Raw genomic sequence first — 14,030 nt, 5'->3', positions numbered from 1 at the left:
GGACGGAGGGGTGGCCGCCCCACCTCTCCTCACCCTCGTCCCCATCCACAGATTGGAGGTGCTTCATGTCCCTGTTCCCGCGCATCCGTCACCGCCTCGCCGGTGCCGTCGTCTTGCTGGCCGTCTTGGTCATCGTGACGGCTTGCAGCTCGGCCGCTCCGCAACACGGCGAGCTGGCCGACGACCAGCGGATTCTCGCCTCGTGCGACCCGTCCGCGCCGCCCGCTTCCCTGGTGGAGATCGACGGGACCGGGTCGAGTGCTTCGGACCAGATCACCGCCGAGCGCATGGAGGCGATCGAGTCGGTCGTGCGGCGGACCGCGATCTGCTCGGGGCAGCTCGGCGTCCTTGTGTTCTCCAGCTCCAGCGCGGCAACGACCATGCTGTTTGACGAACCGCTGCAGCTGGAAGGTGCCACCGACAACGCCCGACTCAAGCGGGTGCCGGAGGTGGTCAGCGACGTCATGGCGAAGATCCGCGCGGCGTACACCCCGGCGGTGACTCGCCTCGACCAAAACGGCAGTGACATCACCGCGCAGTACCGGCTGGCGAACGAGTGGATCACGCAGCTCGGCGGCAAGCTCCGTCTCCACCTGTACGTGTTCACGGATGGCTTCCAGAACGTCGGGGTAAACCTCGGTGCGCGGGCACTGAGCAAGCAGGAAGCCGAGGCGCTCGCCAACCAGGTGAACGTGCCGAAGCTGACCGGGGCCACCGTGGTGATCGCCGGCCTGGGCCGAGTGGCTGGTGTAGCACCCCGCTCCGATGTCGTGGAAGGGCTGGTCGCGTACTACGACGCTCTGTGTCGTGAGAGCGGTGCCGCCAAGTGCCTCTCCGTCACCGACTACACGGCGGCTGGCCAGTGAGCATCGTGAATCACCTTCGAGGACACGGTGCAACCTCGGCAGGCAACGCCACTGACGCTTGGACGCGGGAGGCAGATGCGATCTCCCTGCCCAGGCTCGACGAGGTGGGTGGGCACGCTCGTCCGTCCAGCGTCGGCACCAGCTATGCCGAGCAGGAGTTCCACGCCCGCGCCGACGAGCAGGAGCTGAGCTGGCCCGCCCAAGGCGAGGTGGCCGCACGGCCGTTCCATGTCGAGGCTCGAGGGCTTGAGCGGACGGCCGCGGCGACCGAGTTTCTGCTGACCCAAGCTGAGACCGAGGTCCGCGAAGCGCATGCCGAGTATCAGCGCGCAAGCCAGGTGCTTGGGCCGCACATGCGGCGTGAATCAGCCGGGAAGCTGCGGTACTGGATCTGCTGGCCAGTGCTCTGGTTCGGAGACACCGCCGGCGTCTGGTCGGCTGCCATCGTCAACGGCGACGTGCCGTATGTCGCCTTCGGGCAAGCCCTGTCGGCTGGACTGGCGGCAGCCTGCGCGGGCCTGGTCGGCTCGGAGCTCAAGGACTTGCGCATGGCGAAAGCCCGGCAGCGCGATCCGGACAGCCTCACCAAGGAGGAGCAGCGCTACCGGCGGTTCTTCGTGCCGAGCGGTGGCGGGTTCGGCATCACCAAGCTGATCGGCTTGCTGTCGCTGGTCGTCACGGCGCTGGTCGCGGTAGGCGTCTTCGCCCTGCGGAGCAGCATCGAGGGCAGCGCCGCGGGCCTCACCTTCGGGCTCCTGGCCGCCGCCACTGCCATTGCCTCGGGACTACTGGGGTACGCAGCTGCTGACGAGGTGGCAGACCTGCTCAGCACGCTCAAGACGCGGGTCGCCCGTGCAGAGAAGCAGTACCTCAAGCTGGCCGGTTCCGCACCGCCGCGTCGTCGTGCCCAGGCCGAGGAAACCGCACGATCCATCCAGGCCGAACACAAGCTGCGTGGCCAAGCGGCAGCCAAGGTGATGGAGTCGCTGGCCTGGCGGGTGCAGCGGCGCAACCCGCAAGTATTCGGGCACGGCTTCCCGGCCAGTGAGCAGAGCGGGGTGATCGGGCGACGCTCGCGTCGAAACGGTGCGGCATGAGCCGGTACACGACGCTGCATGCCAGCGCGCTCCTGTCCAGCCGTGTACTCGGCACGCCGACGCCGAGTAAGCAACCTCGACCGGGGAACGTGGAGTACGCACTCGGCAAACCGGGAAGGCCGGCCGAGGTGCCGACGCTCCTCATTACCAGCTTCGACAACTCCGGCTCGGTCACCAGCCCCGGCGGCACCGACCCGCTGTCGAACCGATTTGCCGAAGTCGAACGGGCGTTCTCCGTGGTCGCTCGCAAGGGTTCGTCCCGTGAGCTGGGCGCGGTCATCCACTTCGACACCCCGTCGAGCGGCGAGATCCCACCCACACCGATCACCCGAAGCGGACTCGTTCGGCTGCGTCGCGGTCTGCGACCACCGCTGGACGGGGCCGGAACGAGCGAACTCGGACCAAGTTTGAACCGGGCGATCGAGCTGGCCGAGTTGCATCCGGGTCACGAGGTCACGCTGGTGGTGTTCTCCGACTTCCAGTTGCTCGACGCCAATCCCGCGCAGGTGCTCTCGGACTTGGCGGCGTTCCCTGGGCAGGTCCACGCCGTGGTCCTTGGCGCGTACCTTCCCGCAGGCGTGCTAGACGAGCGCATCACCGTCACGACGATCAAGCAGAACGCCTACCCCGGCTCGGTGGCGCGGGCGCTGTTCTCCAGCTTGGTCGCGCACCGACCCGGCAGCCAGGTGGCCGACGACCCGTAGCGCATTCCACAACGGATAATCCGCTGTCCGCTTTCATGGCGCAGCGATACCGCATCCAGATAAGAAAATCGTCGGCTCGGTCAAATGATCGCCCGACAGTTCGACCGAGCCGACGATTTTCAAACCACACCCTTCACTTCATAACTAGGCACAGATCCCGGGAACGCCGGGACGGAAAGGAGGCACTATTGCATGGAGACCAACACCAACACATCCCCGCGGACTACCGTGCCGTCGAAGTTCCGCACCATCCTGGCCGACCCGCCCTGGGACATCCAGCAAAAAGGCGGCCGAGGCGCGCAGCGGCACTATTCCCTCATGAGCCTGGAGCGCATCAAGGCCATGCCGGTCCGAGACTTGGCCGAGGACAACGCCCACCTCTGGCTGTGGGTCACCAATGCGACGCTGCGCCACGGCTACGACGTCGCCGAAGCCTGGGGCTTCACCGTTCGCTCACCGCTCACCTGGATCATGTTCAAGCTCGGCCTCGGCGCGTACCTGCGTAACGCCACCGAGCATCTACTCTTCGCCACGCGCGGCAAGGCACCGGTGAACTTTCGCTCCCAGCCTACGTGGATCAACGCGCCAGTCCAGGATCACAGCCACAAGCCCGAAGAGCAGTTCGCCATCATCGAACGGATCTCAGACGGTCCATACCTGGAGCTGTTCGCCCGGCGGCGACCGCCGAGCAATAAACCGTGGTTCGTAGGGGGCAACCAGATCGACTCCGACATCAGCCTGGCGGGCTATCCGGTTCCAAGCGATGTTGCACGGGATCCGCAGGTGGGGTGAAGCGGTCATGGGCGACGACAAGAAATCCGACTCTCCTATGAGCAACCCCATCGCTTGGGTCTTCCGCGCCAGCGTGTTGCTGCTGGGCGCGGTGGTCGCACTCAACCTCGCCGTCGCATGGCTACGTCCCCTCCTGCCCTGGCTCATGGGCGGCATCGCCATCGCCTCAACGATCTGGATTGCGGTCGCCATTATCAAGTGGCGGCGGTCGAAGTTCTAGCGCCTACCCCTGTTATGCGTATTTAGAGGTAGGGCGTAGTGGAATTCACAACGGGGGTTGACGTGCTGCTTGAAATCAGCAATAAGTGGTTTCCGAAGTGCTGATTTTGCTGATTTCATTCAGCACTCCCCGCACACGAAAAAGGAAGGAGGTGATTCATGACATCAAAGCGATCAAAGAAATACAGGCGCGCAGGACGCGAGGAACGCCGGATCACGGTGCGTGGTGTCCGTCGTGATCCACCAGATATTCGCAAGCTCTCCAAAGCGCTGATTGCCCTTGCGCAGGCCGAAGCCGAACGCGAAGCACAGGCCGACCAGGAAAGTCGCGAGGCAGGATCGGCAAACAACCCATCTAACAAACCAGCGAAAGGAGGTGCACCGAATGCCTAGCACCAGTTCCCTGGTGTTTTCCCGGCTCTACTTGCCGCGTCCGCTCGATACATCAGCGGTCGCCGCATTCCTCACTCGCCTCGCATCTGACAAGGACGCGCCGCGCGTAGCGCTGGAACTGCGCGCGGACCAGGACGGAGGCGTACGGCACCTCCTCGGGTGTCCGGCCACCGACGTCCAGGCGCTCCGTCGCCTGCTGCGTGACCTGATTCCCGGCAGCCTGCTCACCAAATCCGCACACGGCGAAGCTCCTGCTCGGCCCGACGTTGACGTTACGGGACGCCTGCGCATGCAACCGAGGAGCCTGCCGCTTCGCAGCGACGCACCGGAGGCCACGACCAGAGCGCTGCTCTCGGCAATGGCCGTCCCCCTCAAGGTGGGTGAAGTGGCCGTGCTCCAAGTGGTGCTTGGCCCGCGCAGGTCACCTCGCGTCGTCCCGGCGAACACGCCGGACCCCGGCACCACCCTGGTCGACGCTCTCACCCGAGGCGACCGTCCAGCGGGCAGCGAAACGCGGGCACGGCTACGCGAACGCTTCTCGCAGGCAGGGTTCGCCGCGACCATCCGCATCGGTGCGGCCAGCCCCGACCGCGGCCGGCGTCGTCGGTTCGTCATGAACCTGCTCGGCGCGCTCTCCACAGCCCAAAGCCCAGGGGTGCAGCTCGACCTCGCACGCCAACCAGCGAAGCACCTCAACGACGTACGGATGCCGTGGCGCTGGCCGCTACACCTCAGTGTCGCGGAGCTGGTGGGCCTGCTCGGCTGGCCGATCGGCGAGGACGACCTGCCCGGACTGCCACCAGCACACCCCAAGCCGCTTCGTCCGGCCACGAACGTCCACACCGGCCCTCGCGTGTTTGCCCAGAGCGCCGTCCCTGGCGACGAGCGCCTGGTCGGTATTTCCCCGAAAGACCAGACCTTCCACGCCGTGGCCTACGGGCCGAGCGGCTCGGGCAAGACCAACGCGCTGCTCCACCTGATCCTTGCCGACATCGAGGAGGGGCGTCCGGTCGCGGTGCTCGATCCCAAGCGCCAGCTCATCGACGACATCTTGGCGCGCATCCCGGAGGAACGCATTCCCGACGTCGTCGAACTCAATGCCAGCGACACCCGTCCCGTAGGCTTCAACCCGCTCGACGTGGCCGGCCGCGACCCGGACGTGGTGGTCGATGGCATCCTGGCGGTCTTCGAAGCGGTCTTCGCGGACGGCTGGGGACCGCGCTCGGCGGACATCTTCTCGGCCGCACTGCGCACGCTAGCTCGGGCCAGTACACCGAAGCGTCCCGCCACCCTCGTTGATCTGCCGCGCCTGCTCACCGACCCCCGCTTCCGCCGCCAGCAGGTCGGCCGAGTCCAGAGCGACATGGCGCTCGCTGGATTCTGGTCGTGGTACGAGGCACAGTCGCCACAGGCACAAGCCGCTGCCATCGCGCCGCCGCTGAACAAGCTGCGCCAGTTCCTGCTCCGCCCCGCCCTGATCCGCCTGCTCGACCAACGTTCTGGGCGGTTCCGGCTCCGCGACATCTTCCGCGAGAACAAGATCGTGCTGGTGCCGCTGAATGAGGGGCTGATCGGCCCAGGTACCGCGAGCCTGCTTGGCAGCCTGATCATCGCGGATCTCTGGCAGGCCGCCCAGGAACGCGCCGACGAACCCGACGCCGACAAGCGGCAGGGCGTGGTCTATGTCGACGAGGCACCACGCTTCCTGAACCTGCCGGTCTCCTTGGCCGACGCGCTCGCCGTGTCCCGCTCGCTGTCGGTGGGCTGGTTCCTCGCCGCGCAGTTTCGTGGCCAGTTCCCGAAGGACCTGCGCTCCGCGGTGGACATGAACGCCCGAAGCAAAATCGTGTTCGCCACCGAGTATGAGGACGCCCGCGACATCGCGAAGCTCTCGCGCGACCTCACGCCCGAGGACTTCATGGCCTTGCCGCGCTTCCACGCCTACGCCAACCTCGTGGCCGACGGCATCCCCTCCGCCTGGGCGCTGGTGAAGACCCTGCCGCCGAGGCCCGCCACCACCGATCCCGAACGCGTCCGCGCTGCCAGCCGCGAGACCTACGCCGCTGAGCTCATCGACGCGGCGGACGACTCAGGCGAGGCGGCCACTCCACCACCGCCTGCGGCCTCCACCGCCCCGGCGGGGCTCATCGATCCGGCGCAGATCGGCCGGAAACGGAGGCAGCGATGACGATGTTGAGAATGCAGCGAACCCATCAGTTCGCCCGTCGCTTCGCCCACCTCTTCGCGACCTTCGCTTCTCCTCATTTCCCCAGCTCACCGGCGCTGCCCCGGTCCGTCTGGGATGGGACTGACCCCCGTTCCGGGGGTCTCAGGGGCCGTCACGGCGTCCGCCAGGTCGTGCAGCGGCTCCGGGCAGGAGGCGGCCGATGAGCCCGAAGAACCTCGCGGCCTTGCTGGAACGGCTGTCGGAACGCGACCTGTCGGTGCTGGAGTCGCTGCGGACACATCGGCTGCTCACGACCGCGCACATCCGGCGGCTGCACTTCACTCACGGTCACGCCACGCTCGGCGCGGCGTCCGGGGCCACCATGCGTGTGCTCACTCGCCTCGAAGGCCACGGCCTGATCGCTCGTCTCGGTCGGCGGATCGGTGGCGTCAGGGCGGGCTCGTCCGGAATCACCTGGCAGCTCGCGTCAACCGGCGAGCGGCTGCTGCGCCGCTTGCACGGCGAATCCAAGCGCCGCCGTTACGTCGAGCCGTCCGGGGCGTTCGTCCAGCACACCCTGCTCAAGGCGGAACTCGCCATCCAGCTCCACGAGCTGGCGGGCACCGGGGTTATCGAGCTGGTCAGCTTGGAAACCGAGCCGACGTGCTGGCGATCGTTCGTTAGCCCACAGGGCACCATCGAGTGGCTCAAACCGGACCTCTACGCGGTCACGGCCAGCGGCGATTACGAGGACCACTGGTTCTTCGAAGCCGACCGCGCCACCGAGCATCCACCCGACGTTGTCAGCAAAGCGAAGGTCTACCAGCGGTACGCGGCCACAGGTGCCCATCAGGCCCGCCACGGCCTGTTCCCGGCTGTTCCCTGGGTTGTGCCGGACATCGGCCGCCAGAAGGCGCTTGAGGCTGCCCTGGCTGGCGACACAGCGATCCAGCCGGAGTTGTTCCGGGTAGTCACAGTCGACGCCTTCCGCCAGCTCATCTCGGGTGACCAGCCGGACCCGCCGGCGGGCGGACCGACACAGGAAACCAACTAATGATCACGGAAGGAGGAATGCCTATGGAACATCAACCACATCACCCCGAGGACCGCGACCGCAGCATCCCCGAAGACGAGCGCCTCTGGCCTGGCGAGATCGACCTGACTGGCGTTGTTGAGCAGGAGGAGTCGCTCCGCGACGTCATCGGGGATGCTATCGGCGAGGCCGAGGAGTCAGGCAGCGAAGTCCCAGACTGGGGTGCACGGACGCTTGCTCGCGCGCTCGCCAACCAACTCGACGATCCGCAGAGCGGCGCGCTGCACCACTTCGCTGTCACAGGCCGCGCCGACAAGGAATCGATCGGCGTGGAGCTCGCCGCGATCTATGAGGGAAGCGCGGACGATGAGATCAAGGACTGGGTGAACTGGCTCGGCACGTACGTCGTCAACCTGCCGGACGAAGACACCACTTCATCGGCTGCCGGGAACCAGGAGCAACAGCCCTCCACCCTCGAAGTACCCATCAACGGCACACCGCTTGAGAAAGTCAGCGCGTATCTTCGCATCGCCTTCGCTGAAGCCGACGCCCGCGGCGAAGTGATCTCCCGCGATGCTGCCCAAGCCATCGCCACCTTGCTCGCATCGCTGCTCCCGCAAGACTCCGAGATGCATCGCTTCGCGGATATCGGCGACGCTCACCCAGCGCTGCTCCATGAGGAATGCCACCGCCTCAAGGCGCACAGATGGCAGACACCGGATATCGGGACGTGGCTGACCCGCTTCGAGCAATACCTGGCCGCGCAAACCGACTTGGGCAGACGAGCCAGCGCAACCGAACGTGAGGACAACGCGCAGGTCGCAGAAGGAACCCGCGTGCACGGCGACGCGTTCCGCGCCTACCTGAGCTTGCCGGACGTCGACCCTAACCGCGAAGACCTCGCCTCCTCATTTCGCGACACCTACGTCGGTACGTTTGACACCTGGGCAGCGCTTGTCCGCGACCTCACCGAGGGTGTAATCAGCCAGGAAGAACGCGACCGGTGGGCGCGCGACGGTGTATCCGCAGAGGCCGTGGTTCGTGAAGTCTTCGACATCGTCGAACACCACGGAAAGCTATACGTCTTCTCGAAATAGAACATCGGCGCTTTAGCGAGAATCCCAAGAAATCGCTGAGGGTAATCGGGTATAACGTTGTGGAATTGTCCACAAAGCGCTGAAAATTAACAGCAGCCGAGGTAAAATGGACACACAAAGGGAGAAAAAGCGCAATGAGCGATCAGACAGCACAACAATTCGGCAACTACCTCCGACACTTGCGCCTGAAGCAAGGACTCAGCAATCGGGAACTCGCCCGCCTAAGCGGCATCGACTCTGGTGGTATTACCAGACTTGAAAAGGGCGAAAATCGGCCGACGCCAAAGACGCTCGTAGCGCTCGCTCCTGTTCTCAAAGTATCCCCTATGGATCTTTTCGCGATGGCAGGCTACACGGTCCCGTACGACCTACCAGACCTGCCGACATATCTTCGCACCATGTACGGGTCATGTCTCCCGGAAAACAAGATCGACGAGATCGGCGAATATCTTGGCCGAATTCTCGACGAGTACGGGGCTGACCTCAATGGCCCACGGGATGCTGAAGATGAGACCACCAAAGCACAACTAACTTGACAATTGGGTGGGGAAAGGAGGAACACATGACCATTCACAAAAATATCTCCGCCCGCCCGTCTGAACTTCTCACGATCCTTCGGTCGTTCGCGACGAAGGAACAAGTGTCCATGACTCAAATGCTTCAAGTCGCAGGGGAGCAGGCACAGCTCTTGCTCTCCTGCCTCGACGTACCGACCGCGCAGATCCCTATTCGGCTCGCGCAGCTATTTCCCAGCCTTGTTATCCACTACGCGGCTGATCTCCCTATACCAGCCGTCTCCTTCTGGGGGAAAGACAAGCGCTGGCACGTTCATATTCGTGAGTCCGATCCAGTCGCAGTGCGGGTGTACGCGCTACTTCATCAGCTTAAACACATCATTGATCACCCGCTTCGCCGGAGGATCAATGGTCTAAGTAAGGCCGGTTGGGAGAGACTCGCGCATCATTTCGCCGAGCAAGCACTAGCGGGAGAGGCGTTGTCCATGACGAGTCAACAAAGAAAGGAGGTATGCCTATGACCGAACCACTTATAGCAAACCCATCTTCACGGGAAGGCAACAACAAGCTTCTTCTCACCATTCAGGAGGCGTGTGAAGCGCTGCGCGTCAGCCGCTGGCAAATCTACGAGTTCATCAATGCTGGGCGCTTAAAGACCGTTCGCATTGGCCGCAGACGTTTCATCGTCCCGGCCGACCTCACCGGATTGATCGACGAGTTGCGGGAAGGGGGTGGTAATGTCCGGCAAGCGAGCTAATGGTGAAGGCTCCATCTACCGTCGCGCAGACGGTAGATGGGGAGCTTCGGCGTTCGTCGAAACGACAAGCGGCAAACGTAAGCGTATCCACGTCTACGGCAAGACGAGACAGGAAGTCCACGACCGCCTTACCGAGAAGCTTGCCCAAGCCCGCAAGGGAATTCGGACGCCCGACAAGGAGTGGACCGTCGGGGCGTACCTGGATTACTGGCTGACCAACGTCGTCACTTCGAAGAACCGCCCTCGAACCGTCGAGCTCTACGAGGCGTGCATCCGCCGTCACCTCAAGCCGGCGCTGGGATCGATCCGACTAACCAAGCTCACCGTTCAATACGTCCAGACCTTTCTCAACGAACAGCTGGCTGCTGGCAGCTCAACGCGGTCCATTCACCAGATGCGGAGCACGCTACGCGCCGCACTTTCACGGGCCGAACGAGAAGAGCTGGTCGTCCGCAACGTCGCCAAGCTGGTCGACATACCGGCCTACCGGCGCAAGCCAATCACACCGTGGACGGCCGAGCAGACCCTCGCCTTCCTGGACGCTGCACGCGACCACCGGTGGTACGGCGCCTACCTCATGCTGCTCGCCTATGGGATGCGCCGAGGCGAGGTTCTCGGGTTGCGCTGGCGCGATGTAGACCTGGATCAGGGCATCATCCATGTGCAGCAACAGCTCCAGCGTATTGGTTCCAAGCTCATGGTCGGCGACGTCAAGACTGAGGCCGGACGCCGGATCCTCCCCATAATCGCGCCGGTTCGCGACATTCTGCTAGATCTTGCCGTTCAACGGTACGCCAGCGAACTGAGCCGTCCCTACGACCCGAATGACGACGGCACTAATGACCTCATCTTCCTGTCGAGTATGGGCACGCCGATCGATCCAAAGAATTTTGTTCGAACCTTCCACGAGATCCGCGAGCAGGCCGGGCTGCCACGTATTACCGTTCACCACACTCGTCATACCGCAGCCACGCTCCTTAAGAAGCTCGGCGTACCAGCACGAGACGCGCAGCTGATTCTCGGCCACTCACACATCACCACCACCCAGCAGATTTACCAGCATGGCGATATCGAAGGGCAGGCCAAGGCGCTTGAACGTGTGGGCCAGATAATAACAGAGGGCGTTGCTGCAAAAAGTGCTGCAAATCCCGAGTTTTCCACAGGTGAAAGCACGATTCTTCGTGCGCTCACCCCTGGAGGGCCAGGAGGGGCTCGAACCCTCGACACCCTGCTTAAGAGCCACGTCTTTACAGAGGTGGTCCTGACTTCTACCCCTAATCTTGGCCACGTACGGACGCTGGCGTACGCGCACATTTTAGCGTCGGTTGCAGTCAAAAACTGCTGCAAAACCGTCCCCGCAGGCCCTCGCCTGGGCACTTCACTCGTTGCCGAGTGGATATATCTTCTGCGCCTTCTAAGAACGGTTGAAGTGCGGCTGATGACAATGAAGAGCTTCCCCTTTAATCTGCTGCCGCCCAGCTCTGTCCACACCCATAACGAAATGAAGGAAAGCGAGACAAGGAAGGAGGCGATGACATGACCAGCGCCTACCTCGATCTAGATGATTTCGAATCCTACGAAGAGGAGTCCACGTCCTACTCCACGCTGGCCAGCTCATCATCAGCGGAGCCGGGTATGCGCTCCGTCCGTTACCTGCGGGTCTCATCGCGAGGTCAGATGGACACAGACTCCCATTTCGTCGCTGACGGCAACTCCATCGACTCGCAACGCAAGGCCACCACAGCCAAAGAGCGGGCGCTCGGACTAACGAACGTGGGCGAGTACATCGAGCCAGGAAACTCGGGGCAAACCATCGCCGAGCGGCCGTTCTTCCAACAGCTACTCAGCCGAATCATTAAACAGCGCGACGTCGACTACGTCGTGGTCGACATGCGTTCTCGCGCCTTCCGAAACCACATAGACGCAGCCGTCACCAAGCAGCAGCTCCTCAAGCTCGGGGTCAGGCTCGTCTCCGCCCAAGAGGACTTCGGCGAAGGCATCATGGCCGACGCGATGGAGGCCATCACCGACATCTTCAACGAAGTCCAGGTCAGGCTCAACGGGCTCGACATCAAGAACAAGATGGGCAACAAAGCCCGGAACGGCGGCACGCTCGGCCGGGCACCGCTGGGCTACCTCAATGTCCGGCGTGAGATCGACGGCAAGGAGATCCGCACGATCGACCTTGACCCCGAGCGTGCGCCACTCGTGCGCCTCGCCTTCGAGCTGTATGCCACGGGCGAGTACACGTTGGCTGACCTCTCAGACGAGCTGTACGACCGCGGACTGCGCACGCGCCCCACCAGGCTGCACCCTGCCAAGCAGGTGTCGATCAACAAGCTCTCGCAGATGCTGCGGGATCGCTACTACCTCGGCTACGTGACGTACCAGGACGAAGAGATCAAAGGCCGCCACGAGCCCTTGATCGACGAAGACCTCTTTGAGCGCGTCCAGGACATCATCGAATCTCGATCCATCGCGAAGGAGCGCCGCCGCGTGCATCACCACTACCTCAAAGGCTCACTGTTCTGCGGACGCTGCAAGCGCGCCGGCCGAACCGGACGCATGATCCTCCAGAACGTCGTGAACTCCAAGGGCACCACCTACACCTACTTCTTCTGCCGCAACAAGCAGAGCGGTGCCTGCGACGCACCGCACATCAACGTCCTCCTGGTCGAGGATGCCGTCGAAGCGCACTACGCCACCATCCGCTTCAGCCGGACCTTCGTCGCGGACGTCCGTGCTCACATCGGCGAGGTGATTGGCGAGGAGGAGGCCGCCGCCCGGCTCCTGCATCAACAGCTCACGAACGAGCTCCGCGCGCTCGACGCTCGCGAGGACAACCTGATCGACCTCGCAGCAGACGGCACCATCCCACAGGCCAAGATCAAGGCGAAGCTACGTGAGATCGAACGCCAGCGGCACCGGCTCACCGAGCGCCTCAACGCCTCGAATGACGACCTCTCCGACAGTGCCCGCCTGATCGAAGCGTGCCTGAAGCTCCTGGAGAACCCCCGTGAGCTGTACCGACGCTGCGACGAGGAGCAGCGTCGCCTGCTCAACCAGGCAATCTTCCACGGCATCTACATCGACGATGAGCGGATCACCGACCACGAACTCAGCGAGCCCTTCGCTCGCCTCCACGCCCTTCAGCGCGCCCGACAACTCGCCCAGGCTGACAAGCCCGACCCCGGCACCACGCCGCCCAAGGACGCCAACAGGGCCGTCTCCACTAAGGGAGACGGCCCTGTTTCGTTGGACGGTGTCGAGGTCCTACTAGCGGGCATTGACTTGGCCCCGTGTTCTAGTAAGACCCCTAGGGTGGAGCTAAGGGGACTCGAACCCCTGACCCCCACACTGCCAGTGTGGTGCTCTTCTAGCTTTGACCTGCGACTTTTGGAGAATTCCCTGGTCGGCTGGGGCACTTTGGGGCAGTTCGGTTCCGTTCAACTCCGTTGAATGCCGCTCTGGGCGTGTCCGTGCCCCAGTTTTGCCCCAGGCGCAAGCCGCGTGAAAACGGGGCGGCCACCCGGTTGCCATGGGGATGCCGAGCCGCCACGGGCTGCCTCGGGCTACCGGGATCTACCTGGCGGCGACGGTGAAGACGGTGCGGTTGTAAAACGTGCTGAGGAAGTGGGCCTGACTACGGATGAGATCCGGGCGTTCTGCACCTGGCCCTGGGTGAGCCGGAGGACTGCAGCATCATGAGCGCGCTCCCACCCGCCCAGCTCACAACGCTGGAGGACGAGGTCGGAGGGCACGACGAGGTGGGCGAGCAAGGGGTCGTCTTCCGCTGCCGCCGTCCGCCGCGCGCCTGGCACGCAGCGACCAGTTGCTCGATACGAACCGACCGGGCACGGCCATCCCCCTCGTTCGGTTGGCGAACCGTCGGTGCCCAGCTGCGGAGCAACCACGCTTGGGGAACGCATCTCGGGTTTGTCTCGACCAGGAACCTCCCTCGTCACACCTCTCCGCTGATGTGCTCCGAGAATCTCGGACGCGGCTCAAGCGGAGCGTATCACGCAACCTGCTGATTGGTGAACCATTCGTCGAGCACTTCGATCGGTGGTCGATATCCCAGCGCTGAATGTAGTCGGCGTGTGTTGTAGAAGCCTTCGATGAAGCGGATGATCTCGCGGCGAGCCTCCTTCTTGGTCGCGAAATGCCGGTGGTGCATCCACTCCGTCTTCAACTTCCCGAAGAACGACTCGGCCATAGCGTTATCAAAACAGATCCCGGTGCGGCCCATTGATTGCCGAACATTCTCTTCTCGTAGTAGTCGCCCAAAACTGTAGGAGGTATATTGGCTACCGCGGTCGGAGTGGAAGATCGATCCAGCGGGCAGTCGGATACGGTGCGCTGCCATCGTCATCGCCGTGCACACCAGTTC

Annotated in this window: 16 protein-coding genes, 1 tRNA gene and 1 pseudogene; 14 read left to right on the top strand and 4 right to left on the bottom strand. The window is 63.7% G+C overall.

The window, feature by feature from the left end:
- Positions 1–65: 65 nt before the first annotated feature.
- The 14 genes and pseudogenes from D0D28_RS24885 to D0D28_RS37000 all read left to right on the top strand — a co-directional run.
- Positions 66–866: a hypothetical protein gene (locus D0D28_RS24885; RefSeq protein ID WP_116112852.1), complete on the top strand. Its 801-nt coding sequence runs from the start codon at positions 66–68 to the stop codon at positions 864–866.
- Positions 863–1,963 (top strand): hypothetical protein, encoded by a 1,101-nt coding sequence (locus tag D0D28_RS24880; protein WP_162831179.1) that lies wholly within the window; start codon positions 863–865, stop codon positions 1,961–1,963. Before D0D28_RS24885 ends, D0D28_RS24880 begins: the two co-directional genes overlap by 4 nt.
- On the top strand, positions 1,960–2,667 hold the full coding sequence (locus tag D0D28_RS24875; protein WP_162831178.1) for a hypothetical protein: 708 nt from the start codon (positions 1,960–1,962) through the stop codon (positions 2,665–2,667). Before D0D28_RS24880 ends, D0D28_RS24875 begins: the two co-directional genes overlap by 4 nt.
- Before the next feature lie 192 nt (positions 2,668–2,859).
- Positions 2,860–3,459 carry an MT-A70 family methyltransferase gene (locus D0D28_RS24870; RefSeq protein ID WP_116112843.1) on the top strand — a complete coding sequence of 200 codons (600 nt, stop codon included), beginning with the start codon at positions 2,860–2,862 and terminating at the stop codon, positions 3,457–3,459.
- A 7-nt stretch (positions 3,460–3,466) separates the two neighbouring features.
- The gene (locus tag D0D28_RS24865) at positions 3,467–3,679 is read left to right on the top strand and encodes a hypothetical protein (RefSeq protein ID WP_162831177.1); all 213 of its coding nucleotides are present in this window, start codon (positions 3,467–3,469) and stop codon (positions 3,677–3,679) included.
- 158 nt (positions 3,680–3,837) lie between these two features.
- Complete coding sequence (locus D0D28_RS35810) at positions 3,838–4,071, top strand: hypothetical protein (RefSeq protein WP_162831173.1); 234 nt, start codon at positions 3,838–3,840, stop codon at positions 4,069–4,071.
- A complete protein-coding gene (locus D0D28_RS24860) occupies positions 4,064–6,259 on the top strand; it encodes a type IV secretory system conjugative DNA transfer family protein (RefSeq protein WP_205413349.1) in 2,196 nt (731 codons plus the stop codon). The genes D0D28_RS35810 and D0D28_RS24860 overlap by 8 nt, the downstream gene beginning before the upstream one ends.
- Positions 6,260–6,458: 199 nt before the next feature.
- The gene (locus D0D28_RS24855; RefSeq protein ID WP_116112836.1) at positions 6,459–7,292 is read left to right on the top strand and encodes a replication-relaxation family protein; all 834 of its coding nucleotides are present in this window, start codon (positions 6,459–6,461) and stop codon (positions 7,290–7,292) included.
- Between the two features lie 23 nt (positions 7,293–7,315).
- The gene (locus D0D28_RS24850; RefSeq protein WP_162831176.1) at positions 7,316–8,368 is read left to right on the top strand and encodes a hypothetical protein; all 1,053 of its coding nucleotides are present in this window, start codon (positions 7,316–7,318) and stop codon (positions 8,366–8,368) included.
- Positions 8,369–8,502: 134 nt separating this feature from the next.
- A complete protein-coding gene (locus D0D28_RS24845) occupies positions 8,503–8,904 on the top strand; it encodes a helix-turn-helix domain-containing protein (RefSeq protein WP_116112830.1) in 402 nt (133 codons plus the stop codon).
- A 26-nt stretch (positions 8,905–8,930) separates the two neighbouring features.
- Positions 8,931–9,404: a hypothetical protein gene (locus D0D28_RS35805; RefSeq protein ID WP_162831175.1), complete on the top strand. Its 474-nt coding sequence runs from the start codon at positions 8,931–8,933 to the stop codon at positions 9,402–9,404.
- The gene (locus D0D28_RS24840; protein ID WP_116112828.1) at positions 9,401–9,640 is read left to right on the top strand and encodes a helix-turn-helix domain-containing protein; all 240 of its coding nucleotides are present in this window, start codon (positions 9,401–9,403) and stop codon (positions 9,638–9,640) included. Before D0D28_RS35805 ends, D0D28_RS24840 begins: the two co-directional genes overlap by 4 nt.
- Entirely contained in the window at positions 9,621–11,180 is a 1,560-nt protein-coding gene (locus tag D0D28_RS24835; protein WP_116112825.1) for a tyrosine-type recombinase/integrase, read from the top strand. Before D0D28_RS24840 ends, D0D28_RS24835 begins: the two co-directional genes overlap by 20 nt.
- Positions 11,177–12,280, top strand: a pseudogene (locus D0D28_RS37000) (recombinase family protein); the annotation flags it as partial. The gene D0D28_RS24835 and the pseudogene D0D28_RS37000, both read left to right, overlap by 4 nt.
- Here the strand turns inward: D0D28_RS37000 and D0D28_RS36995 are convergent.
- The 4 genes from D0D28_RS36995 to D0D28_RS24825 all read right to left on the bottom strand — a co-directional run.
- On the bottom strand, positions 12,161–12,436 hold the full coding sequence (locus tag D0D28_RS36995; RefSeq protein ID WP_240323335.1) for a hypothetical protein: 276 nt from the start codon (positions 12,434–12,436) through the stop codon (positions 12,161–12,163). The pseudogene D0D28_RS37000 and the gene D0D28_RS36995 overlap by 120 nt on opposite strands.
- Before the next feature lie 102 nt (positions 12,437–12,538).
- A complete protein-coding gene (locus tag D0D28_RS36990) occupies positions 12,539–12,805 on the bottom strand; it encodes a hypothetical protein (protein WP_240323334.1) in 267 nt (88 codons plus the stop codon).
- A 157-nt stretch (positions 12,806–12,962) separates the two neighbouring features.
- A tRNA-Ala gene (locus D0D28_RS35800) sits at positions 12,963–13,048 on the bottom strand.
- 610 nt (positions 13,049–13,658) lie between these two features.
- Positions 13,659–14,030 (bottom strand): integrase core domain-containing protein (locus tag D0D28_RS24825; protein ID WP_205413348.1); only part of this gene is annotated, 372 nt, incomplete at its 5' end.

The organism is Amycolatopsis ruanii, from assembly GCF_003385175.1.
GTDB classification, from domain to species: domain Bacteria; phylum Actinomycetota; class Actinomycetes; order Mycobacteriales; family Pseudonocardiaceae; genus Amycolatopsis_E; species Amycolatopsis_E thermalba.
The sequence above is the reverse complement of the archived record's forward strand: the minus strand, read 5'-3'. Positions and strand labels throughout refer to the sequence as shown.

Excerpts from the sequence above, each read along its gene's own strand:
- D0D28_RS24835 (WP_116112825.1), top strand. The coding sequence starts at position 9,621 with ATGTCCGGCAAGCGAGCTAATGGTGAAGGCTCCATCTACCGTCGCGCA.
- D0D28_RS24850 (WP_162831176.1), top strand. The coding sequence starts at position 7,316 with ATGGAACATCAACCACATCACCCCGAGGACCGCGACCGCAGCATCCCC.
- D0D28_RS24840 (WP_116112828.1), top strand. The coding sequence starts at position 9,401 with ATGACCGAACCACTTATAGCAAACCCATCTTCACGGGAAGGCAACAAC.
- D0D28_RS24870 (WP_116112843.1), top strand. The coding sequence starts at position 2,860 with ATGGAGACCAACACCAACACATCCCCGCGGACTACCGTGCCGTCGAAG.
- D0D28_RS24845 (WP_116112830.1), top strand. The coding sequence starts at position 8,503 with ATGAGCGATCAGACAGCACAACAATTCGGCAACTACCTCCGACACTTG.
- D0D28_RS35810 (WP_162831173.1), top strand. The coding sequence starts at position 3,838 with ATGACATCAAAGCGATCAAAGAAATACAGGCGCGCAGGACGCGAGGAA.
- D0D28_RS24875 (WP_162831178.1), top strand. The coding sequence starts at position 1,960 with ATGAGCCGGTACACGACGCTGCATGCCAGCGCGCTCCTGTCCAGCCGT.
- D0D28_RS36995 (WP_240323335.1), bottom strand. The coding sequence starts at position 12,436 with ATGCAGGAGCCGGGCGGCGGCCTCCTCCTCGCCAATCACCTCGCCGAT.
- D0D28_RS24885 (WP_116112852.1), top strand. The coding sequence starts at position 66 with ATGTCCCTGTTCCCGCGCATCCGTCACCGCCTCGCCGGTGCCGTCGTC.
- D0D28_RS24855 (WP_116112836.1), top strand. The coding sequence starts at position 6,459 with ATGAGCCCGAAGAACCTCGCGGCCTTGCTGGAACGGCTGTCGGAACGC.
- D0D28_RS35805 (WP_162831175.1), top strand. The coding sequence starts at position 8,931 with ATGACCATTCACAAAAATATCTCCGCCCGCCCGTCTGAACTTCTCACG.
- D0D28_RS24865 (WP_162831177.1), top strand. The coding sequence starts at position 3,467 with ATGGGCGACGACAAGAAATCCGACTCTCCTATGAGCAACCCCATCGCT.
- D0D28_RS24860 (WP_205413349.1), top strand. The coding sequence starts at position 4,064 with ATGCCTAGCACCAGTTCCCTGGTGTTTTCCCGGCTCTACTTGCCGCGT.